Annotated in this window: 16 protein-coding genes and 3 pseudogenes; 10 read left to right on the forward strand and 9 right to left on the reverse strand. The window is 53.7% G+C overall.

Annotation, left to right across the window (positions count from 1 at the left end; genetic code table 11):
* Nucleotides 1–29: 29 nt before the first annotated feature.
* The 3 genes from MWU62_RS01030 to MWU62_RS01040 form a co-directional block, all read right to left on the reverse strand.
* Nucleotides 30–1,706 (reverse strand): methyl-accepting chemotaxis protein, encoded by a 1,677-nt coding sequence (locus tag MWU62_RS01030; protein WP_247113010.1) that lies wholly within the window; start codon nt 1,704–1,706, stop codon nt 30–32.
* Between the two features lie 81 nt (nt 1,707–1,787).
* Nucleotides 1,788–1,994: a DUF3565 domain-containing protein gene (locus tag MWU62_RS01035; RefSeq protein ID WP_247113011.1), complete on the reverse strand. Its 207-nt coding sequence runs from the start codon at nt 1,992–1,994 to the stop codon at nt 1,788–1,790.
* Between the two features lie 10 nt (nt 1,995–2,004).
* On the reverse strand, nt 2,005–2,874 hold the full coding sequence (locus tag MWU62_RS01040; RefSeq protein WP_247113012.1) for a cation diffusion facilitator family transporter: 870 nt from the start codon (nt 2,872–2,874) through the stop codon (nt 2,005–2,007).
* 95 nt (nt 2,875–2,969) lie between these two features.
* Between MWU62_RS01040 and MWU62_RS01045 the strand changes: the two genes are divergently transcribed.
* Nucleotides 2,970–3,851: a LysR family transcriptional regulator gene (locus tag MWU62_RS01045; RefSeq protein ID WP_247113013.1), complete on the forward strand. Its 882-nt coding sequence runs from the start codon at nt 2,970–2,972 to the stop codon at nt 3,849–3,851.
* A gap of 3 nt (nt 3,852–3,854) precedes the next feature.
* On the opposite strand, the gene rarD is transcribed toward MWU62_RS01045, so the two are convergent.
* Nucleotides 3,855–4,745, reverse strand: coding sequence for an EamA family transporter RarD (rarD, locus tag MWU62_RS01050; protein ID WP_247113014.1), 891 nt, complete (start codon nt 4,743–4,745; stop codon nt 3,855–3,857).
* Between the two features lie 113 nt (nt 4,746–4,858).
* On the opposite strand from rarD, the gene MWU62_RS01055 reads away from it, so the two are divergent.
* On the forward strand, nt 4,859–5,239 hold the full coding sequence (locus MWU62_RS01055; RefSeq protein WP_247113015.1) for a rhodanese-like domain-containing protein: 381 nt from the start codon (nt 4,859–4,861) through the stop codon (nt 5,237–5,239).
* A gap of 42 nt (nt 5,240–5,281) precedes the next feature.
* A complete protein-coding gene (locus MWU62_RS01060; RefSeq protein ID WP_247113016.1) occupies nt 5,282–6,268 on the forward strand; it encodes a GGDEF domain-containing protein in 987 nt (328 codons plus the stop codon).
* Between the two features lie 90 nt (nt 6,269–6,358).
* Here MWU62_RS01060 and MWU62_RS01065 read toward each other — a convergent pair whose 3' ends face one another.
* Complete coding sequence (locus MWU62_RS01065) at nt 6,359–6,784, reverse strand: hotdog fold thioesterase (protein ID WP_247113017.1); 426 nt, start codon at nt 6,782–6,784, stop codon at nt 6,359–6,361.
* A gap of 45 nt (nt 6,785–6,829) precedes the next feature.
* Nucleotides 6,830–7,654 carry a transporter substrate-binding domain-containing protein gene (locus MWU62_RS01070; protein ID WP_247113018.1) on the reverse strand — a complete coding sequence of 275 codons (825 nt, stop codon included), beginning with the start codon at nt 7,652–7,654 and terminating at the stop codon, nt 6,830–6,832.
* A gap of 294 nt (nt 7,655–7,948) precedes the next feature.
* Between MWU62_RS01070 and MWU62_RS01075 the strand changes: the two genes are divergently transcribed.
* The 3 genes from MWU62_RS01075 to MWU62_RS01085 all read left to right on the forward strand — a co-directional run bounded on the left by MWU62_RS01075 (nt 7,949) and on the right by MWU62_RS01085 (nt 10,544).
* On the forward strand, nt 7,949–8,632 hold the full coding sequence (locus tag MWU62_RS01075) for a type 1 glutamine amidotransferase domain-containing protein (RefSeq protein WP_247113019.1): 684 nt from the start codon (nt 7,949–7,951) through the stop codon (nt 8,630–8,632).
* Nucleotides 8,633–8,772: 140 nt separating this feature from the next.
* Complete coding sequence (locus tag MWU62_RS01080) at nt 8,773–9,501, forward strand: MotA/TolQ/ExbB proton channel family protein (RefSeq protein WP_200363209.1); 729 nt, start codon at nt 8,773–8,775, stop codon at nt 9,499–9,501.
* Nucleotides 9,498–10,544: a peptidoglycan -binding protein gene (locus MWU62_RS01085; protein ID WP_247113020.1), complete on the forward strand. Its 1,047-nt coding sequence runs from the start codon at nt 9,498–9,500 to the stop codon at nt 10,542–10,544. Before MWU62_RS01080 ends, MWU62_RS01085 begins: the two co-directional genes overlap by 4 nt.
* Here MWU62_RS01085 and MWU62_RS01090 read toward each other — a convergent pair.
* From MWU62_RS01090 to MWU62_RS01100, 3 genes and pseudogenes are all read right to left on the reverse strand, one after another.
* The gene (locus tag MWU62_RS01090) at nt 10,541–11,485 is read right to left on the reverse strand and encodes a 2-dehydropantoate 2-reductase (protein WP_247113021.1); all 945 of its coding nucleotides are present in this window, start codon (nt 11,483–11,485) and stop codon (nt 10,541–10,543) included. The genes MWU62_RS01085 and MWU62_RS01090 overlap by 4 nt on opposite strands.
* 76 nt (nt 11,486–11,561) lie before the next feature.
* A pseudogene (locus MWU62_RS01095) lies at nt 11,562–11,864 on the reverse strand (fumarylacetoacetate hydrolase family protein); the annotation flags it as partial.
* Between the two features lies 1 nt (nt 11,865).
* A pseudogene (locus tag MWU62_RS01100) lies at nt 11,866–12,027 on the reverse strand (4-hydroxy-2-oxovalerate aldolase); the annotation flags it as partial.
* Here MWU62_RS01100 and MWU62_RS18885 point away from each other — a divergent pair.
* The 4 genes and pseudogenes from MWU62_RS18885 to MWU62_RS01120 form a co-directional block, all read left to right on the forward strand.
* Nucleotides 12,022–12,438 (forward strand): annotated as a pseudogene (locus MWU62_RS18885) (sigma 54-interacting transcriptional regulator); the annotation flags it as partial. The pseudogenes MWU62_RS01100 and MWU62_RS18885 overlap by 6 nt on opposite strands.
* A 262-nt stretch (nt 12,439–12,700) precedes the next feature.
* Nucleotides 12,701–15,478, forward strand: a complete 2,778-nt coding sequence (locus tag MWU62_RS01110; protein ID WP_247113022.1) for an endo alpha-1,4 polygalactosaminidase — start codon at nt 12,701–12,703, stop codon at nt 15,476–15,478.
* A 3-nt stretch (nt 15,479–15,481) separates the two neighbouring features.
* Complete coding sequence (locus MWU62_RS01115; protein ID WP_247113023.1) at nt 15,482–18,676, forward strand: tetratricopeptide repeat protein; 3,195 nt, start codon at nt 15,482–15,484, stop codon at nt 18,674–18,676.
* A 14-nt stretch (nt 18,677–18,690) separates the two neighbouring features.
* A complete protein-coding gene (locus tag MWU62_RS01120) occupies nt 18,691–19,221 on the forward strand; it encodes a hypothetical protein (protein ID WP_247113024.1) in 531 nt (176 codons plus the stop codon).

Raw genomic sequence — 19,221 nt, forward strand, 5'->3', positions numbered from 1 at the left:
CTCCATACTTTTAAATTTCTCCACCTCAGTCAAACTTTGAACTGACTAACCAGCCCCCTCAAGCGCTCGCCCAACCGCGCCAGCTCACTACTGGCTTCATTCGTTTGGCTAACGCCTGCATCGCTGCGCTGCGCTGCTTCGACAATGCGCACAACATTCTGGTTAATTTCCTCAGCTACTTGGCTTTGTTGCTCTGCGGCTGTGGCTATCTGTGTAACCTGATCGTGAATCTGACCAATTGAGTTTTCGATAGTGGTCAGGGCACCGGTTGCATGGTTGATACGCTCGACCGTTTCGGTTGAGTGACTCTGGGATCGGTTCATCCGTTCAACAGCCGACAAGGACTCACTAACAAAGCCATCAATCATTTCCCGTATTTGATCAGCAGATTCTGCGCTTCGCCTCGCCAGCTGACGCACCTCATCTGCAACAACAGAAAACCCTCTGCCGTGGTCGCCTGCTCTGGCAGCTTCTATTGCAGCATTCAAGGCCAGAAGGTTAGTCTGCTCGGTAACTGCGTGAATGACATCTAGAACCTGCTGAATATCATCCGATTTTTCAGCAAGAGCATTGATGTTCTGAGCACTTTCCTGAATTTCTTCGGAGAGCTTGGTTACGGCCACCTGTGCATTGGCAATTGTTTCACCGCCATCGCGAGCCATACGATCAGCGTCTGATGCCGCACCCTCAACTTCATTCGCATTACCGGCAATCTGCTGGATGGTGGCGGCCATTTCATTGATTGCAGAGGCTATTTGATCGGTTTCTGCACCCTGCTGCTGCACTGATGATCGGGTTTCAAGGGCGACACGGCTTAGCTCTTCAGCTGCAGAAGCGACCTGATCAGTGGTAGATCCGACTTCCTTAATGGTTGTTTGGATTTTGATAACAAACGCATTGAAGCGACGGCCAAGCTCAGCCAGCTCGTCAGCGCCTTCATCCGGCAAACGCTGACGGAGGTCCCCATCACCGTCCGCAATTTCCTGCATTATATCGCTGACGTTTCTCAAGGGCCGCGTGACTGTGCGACCAACAAATACGCCGATCAATAATGAGACAACCACAACGGCCAGAGTCACCAAAATACCAGACCATATGGTACGAGCGATACTTGCTTCAATCTCTACACGAGCGGAGTCTACTTGCCGCTCTATATCGGTTACATATACACCCGCCGCGATTAGCCAGTCCCATTCCGGTACTTCGGCAGCATAACTAATTTTGTGTTCTTCATTACCCGAGGCCGGATTGGACCAATCATATGCATAATAACCATCGGACTCTAGCGCTTTATAGAGTTGTGACAACACGCTAAGGAACGTGGGGCCAGCTTTTTTTCCCTCGATAGATGGGTTTGGCGAATAGGAGATTGCCTGCCCTGAGCGACTGAAGGCAAACACATAGTTATTTTTTTCAAACTGGATGGCTCGAAGCCTGTCTGCTGCTGTTTTTTTCGCCTGCAGCTCTGTCAGCCCGGGGTTGTTTCTAGCCTCATCCACTATAGTCTTCGCAGCATCAACGAGGTTTTTAAGCCCCTGTTTTCGGGACTCCATGAGGCTTAACTCAAGCCGCTTTAACTCGGCCGCACCACCAGCTTGAATTTGATTAATGGAAATCCATGAAACTGTGGCTGCGGTAGCCAGCACGGGTATTAGTACAGCAAGAAGTAAGCGGGTGCGAATGCGCAGAGAGTTCATAAACTTCATTGGCCAGATCCTAATAATGAATTCTTGTTCACCTATTATCGACCAAAACTGCGACATCTTGAATACGACTTAACGACCGGCTTATCCAAAGTCTGTAGGTGCACCCTCGTCGCACTTGCGGCAATCGAGCTCAAAACCCAGCATGGACGCACGACCCTCTTCGGTGATTACCCAAGGCCGATTCACCCAGGGCGGAGTGTGGCGTACATGCTGATTGTGACCACAGGCCAGTCGGGCAACCCAGTGGTCTTCTTCATCTTTGTGGTAGGCGGTGATCGGTTGTTTCATACCGCCCAAGTTAACTGACCAGGCTGCGAATGAAAATCGCCGGGCGTACCGGAAGGTCTGAAAGATTCCTTAAAAGCCGCCACTTGAGGCGATCCGAGCGCCCTGACCAATTCGCTGGCAGGCTGATTTCCATCATCAGGTTGGGGCCAACTTTCGCCATTTTTACCTGCTCTGGAGCCAATCCAACGGAACTGATGGCTTCATGAACCTCTTCAACAAACTCTGCCGGCGGCGCTGCCAGCAATAACTCACGCACGGCACCCACAGTCATTTTCACCGGGACCAGTATGAAATAGGCGGATATTGCGATCATCATCAGTGGATCTGCGTACACCGACCATGCCGACAAGCTACCCTGCTCCAACCACCAGGCAATTCCGAACCCCATCAGCACTGCGGCACTGAGAACAGAATCCATAAACCATTGCCGCTGCTCGGCCACAAGCAACCCGGAAGGTTCCCGACGCTCGGCCCACTTCAGATAAACCCAAACGGCAGCACATCCAAGAACACTCACAGCGGCAAACACCAACGCCTTGTCGGCACTGACCGCACGGCCACCATCAAGCACCGCTGCAACCGCAGAGGCCAAAGACAGCACACACACGAGCGTTATAACCAACCCTTTAATGGCAATCACTAGCGGCTCAACCGCGCCACGGCCAAATGGGTATTCCTTACTGGCCGGGCGGCGAATAATGCGCGCAGCGTAAAGTGACAACAGCGACAGCAACAGGCTGACCAGTGAGTAGGCGCCGTCGAACAGAATTACCAGCGAATCAATCCACAAACCCCAAGTAATACCGGCCAGAGCAAACAGGCCAGCGGCTACCGCAGACAAACTCAGCGCCATGTTTTCCCGCGCTATAAACTTAAACATTTTGATCTCCCGTGAATTACCGGCATATTATCGCTGCATAGCTGACAGCGTGAGTCGGTGACCGACGGAAAAACCGTCGGAGCAGGAGGTTTCTTTTGAAAACATCGCAAATACGAGTGTTTCTGGCCGTAGTTCGCAACGGCACCATCGCCGCTGCGGCCCGGGAACTGAGCCGAAGCCGTACCACGGTGAGCACGGCCCTGGCGGCACTGGAAGACGAACTTGGCGTGGCACTTTTCGAGCGTAGCGGCAACCAGCTGCAGCTGACCACCATCGGCCATGCCATAGTGACTGACTGCCGCCGATTTGATCAGGTCGCCGGGCAAATTTTCGCACGCTGCCAGCACCACCTCAGCGGGGCCGAATCGGTTTTGCGAATAGCCCGGGACGATTCCATTCCAGAACCGGTATGGCGGGATTTGCTACGCAGGCTCAAGATCCGCTTTCCCCAGACCAGCCTTTCTGTGTACCTGGCCACCCCCAGGGAATTGCCGCCTCTGGTAAAAAACCAGTCTGTGGATGTGGCCTACGGACTTATGCCTGCGCTGGCGAGTGAGGGCTACCAATGGTTTCGGGAACTCGCCGATGTGCGCATGCTTACCGTTGCCGCACCGGACCACCCCTTGAGCCAACTGAAACGAGTCACCCAGGACGATCTCATCAGTTTTACCGAAGTCACCCTGGCGTTTATGGAGAATGATCGGCTGGAGGCAGAGTCGCCGGAAACCGCCAACTACCTGGCCTTTACCATGTACGAGCTGATCCGGGATGCAGTGATTGATGGTGCTGGCTGGGCAGACCTACCCCTACCGTTGATAGCGGATGCCCTGAAACAGGAAAAACTCAAGATTGTTCACCACCGCAGTGCACGCTGGTGGAAGGTATTCAGCGCCCTGGAATCCGAACAGGCTCAGGGCGGCGCCGTTGTAGGCTGGCTGGCGGAAGAACTGGAGCAGTATCTGGAAACAATGGAATAGGCATCATGCTGCTGCAGGCTTGCCGCGCCCTGCCCAGGCCGACCAGGAATAGATTCCCAGTGCGATCCAGATCATCACAAAGCTGATTAATTTTTCCGGGCTCAACGGCTCGCTGAACACCAGCAGCGCAATCAGAAACTGAATGGATGGGTTGATGTACATAAGAAAGCCGACCGTCGAAAGCCGCAGTCGGCGAGCCGCACCGGCAAAGGCGAGTAAAGGTACCGCTGTCACTATGCCACTGGATAGCAGCAAGAGCGTGGTCGCGGTACTTTCCCCGAGGTGAGACATCCCGGCATAACTGAGTGCCGAAAGCGCAAGGAGGCCAACCGGCAAAAGCAGAAGGGTTTCCACAAACAGGCCGGAAAGCCCGTCCAGTGCCACTTGCTTGCGGAGCAAGCCGTAGGTTCCGAAACTGAACGCTAGCACCAGAGTTATCCAAGGCACCACGCCGAGCAGAAACAGCTGATAAAGAATCGCGATGGCTGCCAGCACCACAGCCACTATCTGAAGCCGGGAAATACTCTCCTTCAGCACCAGCATGCCCAACCCGACATTCACCAGAGGCGTAAGAAAGTAACCAAGGCTGGCTTGCAGCACCTGCCGGCTCTCGACCGCATAAATGTACACACCCCAGTTCACCGCAATAAGCACGGCACAGCCAAGCACATACCCTAGCCTGGAGGGTTGCGCCAACGCTGCCTTTACTGGTGGCCAGCGCTTCAGGAAGGTCACAACCACCGCCAGAAAAACGCAGGACCAAAGCACTCGGTGAATCACCACTTCCCAGGCTGGCACACCGTCGAACAGCGCAAAATACAACGGAAAGCAGCCCCACATAATGTAGGCAGACAAACCGTATGCGACGCCTTTACTGGTTTCCGGCAGGGCCATTAAATAGCTTCCTTATCATGCTTTGGTGTCGAATTTAACATACCTGAAGGGTTACGCACCTTGGTAATATGTCTTAGTCTGGGCAAACACGCACCTGGCAGAGAGAACTTGTTATGAAAACCGCACAGGATTTTGTTGCAGAAGCAAAACAGCAGATTGAAGAAATACCTCTGGAAAGAGCCGAGAGCGCCATTCAAGCCGCAGATCTGCTACTGGATGTGCGTGATGGAGATGAATACCGGCATAGCCATATCCCCCACGCCACACACGTATCCCGGGGAACTCTGGAGTTCAAGTTCAGCGCCGACCCGGCACTTGCCAATCGGGACATGAAAATTGTGCTGTATTGCAAAACCTCGGGTCGCTCGGCTTTGAGTGCAAAAGCCCTGAAAGAAATGGGCTATCTGCACGTACAATCTATCGAAGGCGGGTTTGATGCCTGGCAAGAAGCCGGTATGCCTGTTAGCAAGCGGGAACTGCCTTCCTTCGATTAATAATTGCTATACTGCGCCCAAAATTGCCACAAACTGACGCTAATGACTACTCATAAAGCCGATCACAGGATTCCCGTTAAGGAGCTTGGCCCCGCCGCCCCTGCGGAGCCTGTGGTTGCTAAAGGGCTTGGTGCTGACAGTGCCGCGCTCCAGAAAATTCTCGATAGTCTTGATGCTCTGGTATACGTGGCAGACTTCGAAACCCACGAGTTGCTGTATATGAATGGTTATGGCAAAAACATGCTGGATGAAGTCGAGAAAGGGAAGAAGTGCTGGCAAGTGCTGCAAAACGCCGATGGCCCCTGCAGTTTCTGCACAAACCACTTGTTAGTTGATAGCTCGGGTAACGCCACCGGTGTCCATGTATGGGAATTTCAAAACAGGGTAAACAAACACTGGTACCAGTGCCGGGACCTGGCCATCAGATGGACAGACGGGCGCCTGGTTCGCCTGGAAATTGCCACCGACATTACTGACCGCAAAAACATGGAAATAGCCCTGCAGAATGCGCAACAGAGGGCAGAAGCCACTTCCCTGCAGGATGAACTGACACAGCTGAACAACCGCCGAGCATTTTTTCAGCTTGGGGGTCAGTTCTTAAAGCAAGCAAAACGGCGCAACACACCTATCGCAGCGATCATGTTTGATTTGGATCACTTCAAACTAATCAACGATACTTATGGCCACGAAGCCGGGGATGCGGTTCTCAGGGAAGTGGGAAGTTTGCTGCTAGCCGAAGTGCGAGAGTCGGATATCGCCGCGCGCATTGGGGGCGAAGAATTTGCCGTCTTACTGCCAGAGTCTTCTCAGGAGCACGCAATGGAACTTGCTGAGCGGCTGCGCAACGCACTTGATAGCCTAAAGGTAAGATACAAGCAGACGGAGCTTAGACCAACCGCAAGCTTCGGTGTTGCCATGTTGACGCCGGACGATGACCGGCTTGAGTCGTTGCTATCGCGCGCCGATGAAGCCATGTATCTATCCAAGTCCGATGGTCGAAACCGCGTACACCTTTTCCCGCAATTCTAAGCCAAGCGCAAAGCAAGGCCTGAGAGAACCGCGGGGTTAGCTAAAAAGGGTCAGTGCAAGAATGTTTGAACTCACTCCTCTGTCTATGGACTAGGGCCGACGCGTAACTGCCATGGTCAGACGCGAAATGCAGGAGGTTTTGCCTTCCTCGTTGGTCATACGAATCTCCCATACTTGGGTAGAGCTGCCGATATGAAGAGGCCTGGCGGTTCCATATACCCAGCCCTTAGTAACAGGACGTATGTGGTTGGCGTTAATTTCCAACCCTACCGCAACAGTGGACGGGTCTTTCAGGCAGCAGTTTGCTGCCATGCTGCCAAGCGTTTCCGCTAAAACCACTGATGAGCCGCCATGCAAAATACCAAACGGCTGAACCGTGCGCTCATCAACGGGAATGCGGCCTGTTACGTAGTCATCCCCAATTTCCGTGTACTCAATACCCATGTGGGAAACTGCCGTATTAGCACTGGCTTTCGCCAACTGCTCAAGATCCGGTGTACGGGTCCAGATTGCCATACTGATAGAACTCTCTAGCTAGTTTGATAGATTACCCCTGTCGCCCTATGGCTGAAGGGACATGTAGCGGGCCGTATACTCGCTGATAAGCGAGTCCAAGCGGCCAGAATTGAGTAGTGTATACAAGCGGTCAGCAATTCGCTCACGGAGTTCAAACGTATTGCACGGCGATTTTTTGGAAAACGTGTAGAACAATCCTTCGGTACTGACGGGAACATCCAGAGCGACAAACTCGTCTGCAAACCCCAAACGTTGCAGTTTTACTTGCCCTTGCAGCCGCTCATACAAAACGTAATCAACACGCCTAGCAAGCGCCATTTCAAACGACTGTTCGATTGTCCGCACACCGACTATATCCAAACTCTTTTGGGCGAAGCTGTCAAACTCTTGCCCAAAGCTGTTATTGATCAGTGTACCTCCGTGCTTGCCTTGCAGATCCGCCCAGTGGCGATATTCGAACGCTCTATCTTTAGGTACCCACACGGATACCGTAAGTTGGGTAAACGGCGGCAATAGGTAATCCATGTACTGGATGCGCTCAGGGGTGATGAAAGCCCCGGCAATCATATCCAGCTCACCATATCTGGCATGGCGCTGCACCCGAGCCCAAGAGCCGAGGCTCTTAACCTCAAGCTTGAGCCCAAGGGGTTCAAGTATTTCCGCCAGTAATGCCGTGGCAACGCCCGTAAGCGTCCCCGGCTCCCGGGGGTCTTCCCAAAGTAGCGGCGGATACTCGGGGTTACCACTCACCGTTAACGTTTTACAGTAGCGCTCTTCCGTCAATCCCGGTTTGCACAACACCATTACTGCCAGCAGCAAAAAAGAAAGTCTGGCAGAGACGCCGAGCGAATGTTTTATATGAGCTAACACGTTAGCGAGCATCCTGTTCTCGGGTTTTCAGCCACAAATTGACGCCGGAGCTATCGATGTACCCGGCATGCCTTCTCAAACTCTTAAGCGTAATGGTCTGTATACTTCAATATCAGATCTTCGTACAGGTCTTCCGCTTTAATCAGTATAGACGCTCTCAAATCCAAGCACCCTCAGCTTGCGTAAAAAGACTCCTATCCTAACGGTTGAATTAATACGCTAGCAGCACAAGACAAAAGAACAAGTCAGGTAAAAATAGGTGACTTTCACTTCACGACGACAAGGACCAGTATTATGAAGATCCTAATGGTACTTACCTCACACGACCAGATGGGCGATACCGGGCACAAAACCGGTTTTTGGCTGGAAGAGTTTACCGCGCCCTATTACGTCTTCCGCGATGCCGGCGCAGACATCACCATCGCATCACCGAAAGGTGGAAAACCGCCCGTCGACCCCAACAGCGAAGCCGATGAAGCGCTGACCGATACCACGCGCCGCTTTCAGGCAGATGCCCACGCCAAGGAATCCCTCGCTAGCACAAAGAAACTGAGCGATGTGCAGATGAACGAGTTTGATGCGGTCTTCTATCCCGGTGGTCACGGCCCTCTATGGGATTTGGTTAACGATGACAATTCCATCGCTCTGCTCAAGGCCGCTTATGAGCAAGACAAAGTCATTGGTGCTGTATGCCATGCGCCAGCGGTGTTCAAAAATGTTGAGATTAAGCCAGCTCAAAATCTCGTTGGCGGTCGCCAAGTAACCGGCTTTAGCAACAGCGAAGAAGAGGCAGCTGGCCTTACCGCTGTGGTGCCCTTTCTGTTGGAAGACATGCTGAAAGAAAACACAGCAACCTACTCCAAAGGCGACGACTGGGCGCCGCATATCGTTGTGGACGGCAAGCTGATTACCGGTCAGAACCCGGCTTCGTCCGAGGGCGCGGCCAAGGCTGTAGTGCAAACTCTCCAGCAAGACTGACAGCACAATAGCTGCGACCCCGGCTTGGCATCTCGCTTGGCCGGGGCATTCTTGCGGATACGATCTCCGGCAATTAAGCACCAACATTCGCCAGTCTGTGCTAACGTTTTGAAGAACATCTTAAAAGGCTGGTTTTTTTCATGAGTAATCCAAAACACACTCTTTTCTGGATGACGCTCTTCCTCGCGGTTGTCGCAGTTGTTGGCGTACTGATCCACAAACCTCTAGCTTCTGCATTTATGGCCAACTGGGTTTTCAACCTGCTGATTGTTGGCGTGTTACTTATCGGTATCGGCCTCACCTATCGTCAGGTATTTATCCTGTTTCCAGAACTGCGCTGGGTTTCCCAGTTCCGCACGGGCCACTCTGGCCTTTCGGTATTGCAGGAACCCCGCTTGCTCAAGCCTCTGGCCCGGCAGTTGGGTGAAGAATCCAAGCGCGACCGCTTCACACTTTCTACCATGTCTCTTCGTACCGTTCTGGATGGCATTCACTCAAGAATGGATGAGCAGCGGGAGATCACCCGTTATTTTATCAGCCTGTTGGTTTTTCTCGGGCTCCTAGGCACCTTCTGGGGCTTGCTCGGCACCATAAATGCAGTGGGTGAAGTGATTACCAATCTGGACATGGGCCAAGGAGATTTTGGCAAAGTGTTCGCAGATCTCCAAGCTGGGCTACTTACGCCGCTACAAGGCATGGGCACCGCGTTCAGCTCATCTCTTTTTGGCCTTGGGGGGTCGTTAATACTCGGCTTTCTCGATATTCAGGCTGGCCATGCCCAAAACCGCTTCTACGATGGGCTGGAAGAATGGCTTACCGGTGTAACCAACCTGCTAGACCCATTCACCAGCAATGAACCCCAGCCATGATCGGTTCCAGACGCCGAAGCCGCAGTAATATCAATGTATGGCCAGGGTACGTAGACGCACTCTCGGCCCTATTAATGCTGGTGATATTCATGCTGCTGGTTTACGTGGTGAGCCAGCTTTACCTTTCCCAAACGCTATCGGACCGCAATTCCGAGTTGGCCCGCCTGAACCAGCGCTTGAGTGAAATATCACAACTTCTAGGGCTGGAGCAAAGCAAAACCGAAGCGCTGGAGCAGCAAATGCTCACGGTTCAAAGCAACTTCAGCGACAGCCAAGCTGAAAACGAAGACCTACAAAACCGGCTGGATGCCGCCCGCAATCAGCTTATGCAGCAAACCGCCGATGCCGAAGCCCGCGCAGAAAGGCTGGCAAATATGAATCAAGAACTGGACGACAAGGAAGAGCTTTCCATTAGCCAGCAGAACATGATTTTGCGGCTATCCAACCAAATAGCATCACTCCAAAATCAACTGCGCCAGATAACCGCTGCCCTTAAACTGCAGCAGGAAATGACTGCAGATAAAGAAGGTGAGCTAGAAAAAGTCAGTCAACGCTTGAACACCTTACTGGCGGAACGCGTCAACCAACTGGAGCAGTACCAATCTGAATTCTTCTCGCGGCTAAGGAATATTCTGGCCGCCAATGAAAACATTCGGGTGGTCGGCGACCGCTTTCTGCTGCCTTCGGAACTGCTGTTTGCATCCGGCTCCGCACGGCTAGGGGCAGAAGGTAAGCGCGAACTTGATAAACTCGCCGGCGTTCTGCTTGAAGTGGTCAAAACTATACCGGCGGATCTCGATTGGATTCTGCGTATTGATGGCCACACCGACCTAATACCCATCAACACGCCGCAGTTTCCCTCCAACTGGGAACTTTCAACCGCCCGAGCGGTGGCCGTTGTTCGCTACTTGGCGGATCAGGACGTGCCACAAAACCGAATGGTTGCGGCAGGATTTGGCGAATTCTTCCCGGTTGCGAAGGGCACCACACCAGAGGCTTTGCAAAAAAATCGACGCATCGAAATCAAGTTGACGGATCGCTAACCCAGGCCATGCTCCAGAAGCGCATTCACGGTAGTGGTATAGGGGGCGCCAATTCCGAGTTCATTGGAGCGGCGAAGCACTGCCCCGGCGATGCCATCCAGCTCAAGAGGGCGGCCCTTTTCCTTATCGACCAGCATAGATGTTTTGATTGCGTTGAAGCTGCTGATCAGTGCGAACATCTCGTCAACATCGGCTTTGCCAAGCTCCACGCCGTCGGCCTTTGCGGCTGCGGCGGCTTCCGCCATCATGCCCTGCACGATTTGGCTGAACCGGGGGTGTCGGGTCAGGCTTTGCGTATCCAGCCCGGTGAGGGCAGAGATCGGATTGACCCCATTGTTGATCACCAGCTTACGCCACAATTCAGAGCGAATATTATCCGACACCATTGACGGAATGCCGGCCTTCTCAAACGCGGTCTGCAGAATTTCCAGAAGCGGGCGACGGGCGTCCTGCTCATCCGGAACCACCGGCCACTCGCCCATAATAATCTGCGCGACGCCTTCCGCTTCAACAACGCCGGGCCCAACGATATGGCCACCGATGCGCACAGCCAGGCCACCAAGAACCCGGCTCTCGCCAAGCCTTTTGGCAATCAAAGGTTCGTTATCCACCCCGTTTTGCAACGACAGAACAGGCACATCACTTTGTGCCAGCCAGAGGCCCAGCTCATCCAGCACGGCCTTTGTGGCGGTGGACTTTAACGCAATGACAACAACATCAAAGTCCCCGGGCTGGTAATCCTGCATCAACGTAGCATGATCAACTGCGGGAACCCGACACTCTATCTGACGATTCTCATAATGAACCAGTAGGCCCTTTTTCTTCAGGGCCGCAAGGTGTGCTCCACGGGCCGTAAGAACAACCCGGTGGCCGGCCTCAGATAACCGCGCTGCGTAGTATCCACCAACACCACCTGCGCCGACCATCAGGATGCTGAGCATAAGCAATAGACCTCTTTGTCCTGTTTCTTCAATCTCCCAGTTTTAACACGAAGATAGAAGCAAGCACACAAGACACTTAAACAAACTTACCGCCCAAGGTGCCCAGGCCCTGATAACGCACGGTGAAAGCATCACCTTTCTCAACCTGAACCGCCGCCGTGATAGCACCGATCATGATAAAACTGCCAGCCGGCAAGCTCTCTCCACGCTCCCCCATCATGTTGGCTAGCATGGCTACCGAAGCAGCCGGGTGCCCCAATACCGCAGCTCCCGCACCGGTCTGAATCACTTCTCCGTTGGTTTCCATCACCACGCCGATGGTCTTCAGGTCTCCATCTGCAACATCGGCCATGCGCCCGCCGGTTACGAAACGGCTGGTTCAGGTGATCAACCGTACCAATCCCCGGTAGAAGCAGTGCAGAGATCCTGACGTTATTCATTTTCGGCACCACCGCGCGGAGATACTCCTCATCGCTGTGGGCCGGAAAGCCATAGTTCAGTGAGCGTCCACCCAAGCCATCACCGTGGGTGACTTCGATCAGGAAACTGGCGACTTCTATGTGGAAATGGAGTGGATTGATTCTTTTGAAGTGGAGATTTGCCAGACTAAACTGGGGCAAATGGATGAGCCAGCGTGCTGGGCGCTGCTGGGCTATGCATGCGCCTATACATCCTCGTTCATGGGGCGTGAAATCATTTTCCGTGAAACCGGTGCTGGTAAAGAAGTGATCGCACGCAGTGTACACTTGCGCAGTGAAAGGGCTGACAGGCCGTTTGTTGCCGTCAATTGTGCCGCCATACCACCGGACCTTATTGAATCCGAACTTTTTGGCGTTGAAAAAGGCGCCTTTACCGGTGCTAACCAATCCCGCCCGGGCCGATTTGAACGAGCTGATAAAGGCACGATTTTTCTGGATGAAGTGGTCGAACTGACACCCCGAGCGCAGGCTTCGCCTCAATCCTCGGAGTTTATCGATGACGCGGGTCAGGTAGTCTCCGGCGATTCGTAACAAGGTGGGCCCGCACTGGCTTCTCGGCTCAAAAAAGCCGGCATACTGCAGAAAATTTGAAAGCACCAATGACTCAGGTGAGTTGGCTTACACAATTAACATGTCTGTTCCTTAGCCAAGGCTCGGAAATCGGGTAGGCAGGTTCCTGGTTTCAGTTTGCGTTACAATGTAGAACTCCAACACATTTTTTGCAGCATCTGCCCACATGATCCGACACCTCCTGCTCAGTATACTGCTCCTTTTGTCCGCCTCTGTGCTGGCTGCAGGCACACAACAATCAGCATCTCCCCGCAACGTCGGCTTCTATTACGGCAACGAAGCACCGATAGGCAGCCTATACGCTTACGACTGGCTAGTGCTGCAGGCTGACCAAACCTCGAATGCCCGCCTCGACCTATTGAGCCAAGGCGAAACCCGCCCAATCTTATACCTGAGCGCAGGAGAAATGGCCCGGTCACACCAAGCAGCCAAAAGCCTACAAAGCGACTGGGTGCTGGGGGAGAACAAAGCTTGGAAGAGCGAGGTTTTGGACATACGCCGGGCCGATGTTCGGAGTTTCATGATGGAGCAGTTAATCGCTCCGGAAATGGCCCGTGGGTTTCAAGGCGTTTTTCTGGATACGCTAGACAGCCATCTTCTTACCTCTGAGGGCAAAGAAAACCAGCAAGCTTTCGCCCAGTCTCAGGGGCTGCTGATCGCGGATATTCGTAACCGTTTCCCACAAAGCCGCATCATCATAAACCGTGGTTTCCACTTGCCCGAACATGTCCATAAGCTAGTAGATGCATTAGCGTTCGAATCCTGGCGCCACGGCTATGAAGCTGGCGGCCGTCGCTACCACAGTGTTCCTGAGAATAGCCGTGAATGGCTCTCCGGCCAGCTTGCCCACTGGCGCGAGGTGCATCCGAATACCCCGGTCATTGCCATCGACTACGCGAAAAACATGGAAGACACCCAAGAGCAGTCTCAAGTGCTCGCGCAGGAGGGTTTCATTCCCTATATTTCCGATCACAACCTGAACCGACTTGGCCCCACGCAACCGCCAGTACATAAGCGGCATGTTTTGGTGTTCCATGATCTACCGGAGCATCAGGTTGATCAAAGTGCCGCCCACCGGCGCCTCGGCATTTTGCTAGAACGCCTTGGGCTTGTACCTGTTTACCGTTCAACCCTGCAGCCTTTTTTGCAAGAGCCGCTGGATGACCGCTACGCAGGCATAGTGGTCTGGTGGGAAGCCAACGCTAAAAAAACCGGTTTCTGCCGCTGGCTCAGCGGATGGCAATCGCCAGAAATGCCGGTGGTTACTTTCGGGCTTACGCCAACAAACACCCAATGTCGAAATCTGATGCAAAGCCAGCGCGTGGCTTTGCCAAACGGAGATCTCGAAACCTCACCCATACATTCTTCTATGGGCAATTATGAAAGTACACGCTTACCTAAAGCGGTTACAGGACCATTGCCGCAGGCATCCCCTGCTGACCACTGGCTCAGCGCAACAGATATAACCGGCACCCGTTTCAGCCCGGTTTATACCCACTCTGAAGGCGGCGTGGCCGTTTTACCATTCATTTTTGAGAGAGGCCCGGAGGATGAGGCATTCTGGCTTTTCGACCCTTTCGAATTTCTGAAACAGGCTCTTAAACTGCCAGCACTTCCGGCAATCGACAGCACCACCGAAAGTGGCAGACGTATACTGACTGCGCATATTGACGGCGACGGTCTAGTATCCCGGGCGGAACTGCCCGGTAGCCCATTGGGCTCGGACGCCATTGCGCAGCGCATTCTTAAGGTCTTCGATATTCCCCATACAGCTTCAGTGATTGAAGCGGAAACTTCGCCGGAAGGCCTCTATCCAGGCGTCAGCCAAGAGGCAGAAGCAAGTGCCCGTGCTATTTTCCGGATGGACAATGTGGAAGTTGCTTCACATTCATACAGCCATCCTTTCTTCTGGCGTATGATTGAGGGCGGAGCGGGGAGCGCCCCGAACCCGGAGGACACCCTTTACGGATACTCGATGAATATACCCGGGTACACCCCGTCTCTGGTTCGGGAAATTCGCGACTCGGTCAGTTACATCAACGAACGTTTGGCACCCAATGATAAACCCGTGTCTATGTTTCTCTGGACCGGAGATGCCCGCCCAGGGCCCGAGGCGCTGAGAATTACCCGGGAAATGGGATTACTCAATGTGAACGGGGGCGACACCCACCCACTGCCTTACGATTCTGAATTGGCTGGTGTTTGGCCCGATGCGCGCCCTGTGGGTGACGAGTTACAGGTCTATGCCGCCGTAATGAATGAGAATGTGTACACAGATCTATGGACCGGCCCGTTTTACGGTTTCCGCAACGTTATTGAGACCTTCCGGATTTTGGAAGCCAACAACCGCCTGAAACCCATCAGCATCTATTACCACTTTTATTCCGGCACCAAACCCGAAGCACTCAGGGCTCTGGAAGAGGTCTACACCTATGCACTTTCCCAGCCGGTAACCCCTATGTATTTGAGTGACTACGCCAAGCGTGTACAGGGACAATACTATTCGGTTCTCCTGAAGCCTGATGAACACAGTTTTCGTTGGCGCGGTATACGCCCACCTTCAACGGTACGCATTAGTCAGGACCAGTACCCCGACATGTCACTCAGCCGTGGCGTCGCAGGCTTTCATGACACAGGTAAGCTGCGCTTCGTACACCTCTTGGGAAATGACCCATTGTTAGTTCTTTCCCCAGACCCTGTAGTTGGGCCTGTACTGGATTCCGCAAACGCACAAATCGTACAATGGCAACGCGAGCAGCGAGACAGGCGCTGGTATATAACACTGCAATTTGAAGGCTATCAACCACTGGACTTTACCCTTTCAGGTACATCTCAATGTTCTGTAAAAGAACAGCAGCTGTCGATTAGCAAAGACTCCAACAGGCGTCTTCACTTCCGTGCTGCAGAGCAAAACCGTGGCCGGTTTGAGATGGAGTGCCACTGATTCATGCGCCACCGCAAGCCTGCCTTTTTTAGCCTCCCAGCCTTGCTGGCTTTGGCTGGCCTGCTTTTGGTGACCTTGTACTTGCTGTTTCCACGGCAGGCAGCCTTTGAGGATCCCCGTTATCTTGAGGCTCCGGATAGCATTTCTCTGGCCTATCTTGAAACGCTATTGAAATCCGATTCAGGCAACCAAAAACTGCGCCTCAACTTGAGCAGAATGCAGCAAAAAGCCGGTCAACCTAACAAAGCCATGAACACACTGGCGCCCTTGCTCGATAACGCCCAAGTCCCGCTCCAAGCCATGTCCATCCAAACGGAGCTTCTCCGGAGTGAGTTTTTCCGGGCCGAGACCGATGCGGACCGATCGCAGCTTCGGGGCCAGCTTGCGTCTACGCTTGAGCAGGCTTTTGACCAGGGCTACTCGACTGTTGATAAACGGGCGCTTGCCACCAACGTTCTACCGCTGCTTACCGCTAGCGAACAGTTGGCTGCGTACCAGCAACTTTTTAAGCAGACTACCGGCATTGCAAGGTTCCGGCTGGGGCAGGATATTGCGAACCTTCAGGAAGCCACCGGCAACCCGAACAGCGCGAAAGACACCCTTGGCACCATCTTTCCGCTGGTTCCAACCGACGAAGAAAACGCATTTATTCGCAACCTGATTCGGCTAGAGCTGGCCACAGGAAACGCAGGCAATGCACTGAAACTATTTCAAGAAACTCACGAGGGCACCAGTCTGAACCCGCAACAGTTGCGCGAAGGCATACGCCTTGCCGATCTTGCAGGTGAGCCGGAAGCAAGTGGAAGCTGGCTTGCTTTGCTGGCGCAGAAAGAGCCCGACGACATAGATGTACAACGCCGATTCCTCATGTTGCAGCTAGGACGCGGCGACCTCCGCGAGGCCCTGACTACTATCAAACGCATGGAAAACAGTGGCCGTGCATTGGCCAGCTCCGATAGGGAACGCATTGCCAAGGTATATGAATGGAACAGCATGCCCTCGGAAGCTCTGAGCTATTGGCGCGACCTGTTTCTTAGCCAGACTCCGGAAGACACTTCTTCAATTGCCTATGATCGCGCCACCAGCTTGGCTAGCGGCCTGTTCCGGTGGCCCACACTTGTCGAACTGTTAAAGGTTCGCGCCGCCCGTAAGCAACTGAGCCCGGAAGGCTATAACCAGCTTACCGACGCTCTCATTAGTACCGGTGACATGAGCAATGCCGATCAATATCTAACACAAGGAATAGCCCGCTTCCCCGAAAACGCTGCCTTGCGGCAGCGCCGATTTGTATTACTTGTGAACAGTCGCCGCTTTAAAGACGCGATCAGTATGCTGCAAGCTGCTCCCTCACTGACAGACGAAGAAAAAGTACGGCTCGCCAACTTACATTGGCGTACGCGGGATCCGGAGTCAGCACTGACTGCATTGGAATTTATACCAGAAAGCCCCGAGCTGGCTCAGGAAGCAGAGGCCATGCGTTGGGACCTCGCCATCATGCTAAACCGCAAAGATCTACTCAAACAATTCTATGAACGCAGTGCTAAACAGCCAGTTGATGGGATACCCGAAGAACTCAGAGATCGCATAATCACACTCTCTTGGCAATTTGGCTCCCCCGACGAATCCCTTGCTTTGAGCCGCCAGCAATATCGCGAGACCGGAGAGTTGCGCTACCTCATCACCATGGCAGAGCTGCAGAATTCTCTGAACCAGTGGGATGAGCTGGCCGAATCGCTCGCGCAATGGGATAGCACATTTTCTCAAGCCTCGAATGACCCTCGATTTTGGGTACTGACAGCAAGGTTGCACCAAGCCCACAACAAGCCCGAGGCCGCCCAAAAAGCGTTTTTAGCAGCCGCCACGCTGGCACCGGATAACAGCAGCCTGCTGATTAACTGGGGTTGGTTTTTACTGAGCCGACCCAGCCTGCTGCCTGGCCAACTACCGCAGATTCTAGCCACACTGGCCGACTACCACTCCGCAGACACCTATCCGCTGCAGATATATGGACACCTTGCATTGAATGAACCGGAATTGGCCGAGGTTTGGCTAGCAGAAGCTCGCAAGGAGCTCAGCGGCGACCCCTCGCAATTGCTTTCGCTGTCTGACTATGCCCGCAATAATGGCGCGCGGTCTGAAGCCGAGGCACTGCGGCAATACGCAGTCCTCATCACCGGGAAGCTGGAGAAGCCAGATCCAGAGGTCCTTACCCAGCTACACAGTGTTCTGAGGGATCCCATTCAGGAACCCGTAGGGCCCGTTTACCGATTTGATAACCGAGCACTACAAGCAAGCGCACAGATACTCGATCTTGGCGGTTTCTCAGTACACACAGCCGGGGTGACCGGACAATTCAGCCACGACCGCTACCGCTGGCTCTTTTCCGCAGAGCATAGCAGCGCTCAAAACCAAGGCTTACTGCTAGCACGCCCTGAACCGACAGAAAGTGGTCGCCTGCAGTGGCAGACCAACAATCAGAACCTTCTATTGAGCACCGAACTTAGCACTTACCGCCTTGCCAGTGGCGACAAGCTGTCGGCCGCTTTTGAGCTTACAACCCAGCCCTCGGACCGTTTTACTCTGGGCGCCGGTCTGGCGTTCAACGAACGTGTAACCAACAGTGCCGAAGCCTGGTGGTTAACATCGGCCAACCGGGCCTCAGTTTCTGGCAGTTACGCTCCTTGGCCAAGGCTGGAGCTTACCGGTGAAATTGACTATATCACTGTAGATGAAGCCTTCGGCGGCGAGATTGGCACTGGCTACAACACCGACCTGCTTGCTACTTACAGCCTGCTCCGAAACGACCCGGCTTGGCGGATTTCACTCGGGTATCAAAGCCGCCAGCTGAATTTGAGCAACAGCCTAAGCGCCGGCACCCTTGCCAAACTGAGCGTACCTCTAGCACCCGACGAGCTATTAACCGATGACTATCGGCGCATCGGGCTCACATCCCAGTGGTCCCATGGGGAGCCTCAGGCCCTGAACCGAACCGCTCCATCGCCACGATTGTTTTTCGCACTGGACAGCGGTTATGTATTATCCACCTCAAGCTTCGACTTTGGCGCCCGCATGGGCCTCGGCTGGCGTATTGCGGGTGATGATGAGCTGGCGTTTTCTGCTGGCTATAGCACCGACAGTCTGGACGGTCAGTCCCGTGCAGATGCCAAATTAACGTATACCCTTTATTTGGGCCATTAACAGGAGTTTTCATCATGCTCATCCGATCCATGACACTGGTGCTGACACTGGCCTTTCTGGCCGGTTGCTCCGTCATGCAAAGCCAGCAAGCATCTGAGCCTGTCGACTTGAACAGCCGATTTGCGGTTATCCCGCTGGGCAATCTGTCGCAAACACCGCAGGCTGGCGACCAAGCCGCTAGCATCCTCAGTGCACTACTACGGGCGAAAGGTGCGACCGAGGTGGAGCTTTACCTGCCAGCAGACGATAACCCGCTAATCTACGACAACCGAGCCAGACAGCAGGACGCGATCGCTGCCGCGCAGTCAGACGGCGCGGATATTATCGTTTCGGGCACTGTTGACGAATGGCGTTACAAATCCGGGTTAGACGGTGAACCGGCTGTCGGAATCACTCTGGAGTTCCGCGACGCCGATGACAACTCGGTGCTTTGGTCTGCCACAGGCGCCCGTACAGGTTGGGGCCGTGAAGGCGTTACCGTTGCCGGGCACAAGGTCTTGGATGATCTGCTGGACGCACTGCCTGTAACCAATTCCGCGCGCTAA

It is taken from the genome of Marinobacter sp. S6332, assembly GCF_023016045.1.
In the GTDB taxonomy this organism is placed as follows: domain Bacteria; phylum Pseudomonadota; class Gammaproteobacteria; order Pseudomonadales; family Oleiphilaceae; genus Marinobacter.

Coding starts and splice junctions, on each gene's coding strand:
- MWU62_RS01030 (WP_247113010.1), bottom strand. CDS start 1,706: ATGAAGTTTATGAACTCTCTGCGCATTCGCACCCGCTTACTTCTTGCT.
- MWU62_RS01035 (WP_247113011.1), bottom strand. CDS start 1,994: ATGAAACAACCGATCACCGCCTACCACAAAGATGAAGAAGACCACTGG.
- MWU62_RS01040 (WP_247113012.1), bottom strand. CDS start 2,874: ATGTTTAAGTTTATAGCGCGGGAAAACATGGCGCTGAGTTTGTCTGCG.
- rarD (WP_247113014.1), bottom strand. CDS start 4,745: ATGGCCCTGCCGGAAACCAGTAAAGGCGTCGCATACGGTTTGTCTGCC.
- MWU62_RS01055 (WP_247113015.1), top strand. CDS start 4,859: ATGAAAACCGCACAGGATTTTGTTGCAGAAGCAAAACAGCAGATTGAA.
- MWU62_RS01060 (WP_247113016.1), top strand. CDS start 5,282: ATGACTACTCATAAAGCCGATCACAGGATTCCCGTTAAGGAGCTTGGC.
- MWU62_RS01065 (WP_247113017.1), bottom strand. CDS start 6,784: ATGGCAATCTGGACCCGTACACCGGATCTTGAGCAGTTGGCGAAAGCC.
- MWU62_RS01075 (WP_247113019.1), top strand. CDS start 7,949: ATGAAGATCCTAATGGTACTTACCTCACACGACCAGATGGGCGATACC.
- MWU62_RS01080 (WP_200363209.1), top strand. CDS start 8,773: ATGAGTAATCCAAAACACACTCTTTTCTGGATGACGCTCTTCCTCGCG.
- MWU62_RS01085 (WP_247113020.1), top strand. CDS start 9,498: ATGATCGGTTCCAGACGCCGAAGCCGCAGTAATATCAATGTATGGCCA.
- MWU62_RS01090 (WP_247113021.1), bottom strand. CDS start 11,485: ATGCTCAGCATCCTGATGGTCGGCGCAGGTGGTGTTGGTGGATACTAC.
- MWU62_RS01110 (WP_247113022.1), top strand. CDS start 12,701: ATGATCCGACACCTCCTGCTCAGTATACTGCTCCTTTTGTCCGCCTCT.
- MWU62_RS01115 (WP_247113023.1), top strand. CDS start 15,482: ATGCGCCACCGCAAGCCTGCCTTTTTTAGCCTCCCAGCCTTGCTGGCT.
- MWU62_RS01120 (WP_247113024.1), top strand. CDS start 18,691: ATGCTCATCCGATCCATGACACTGGTGCTGACACTGGCCTTTCTGGCC.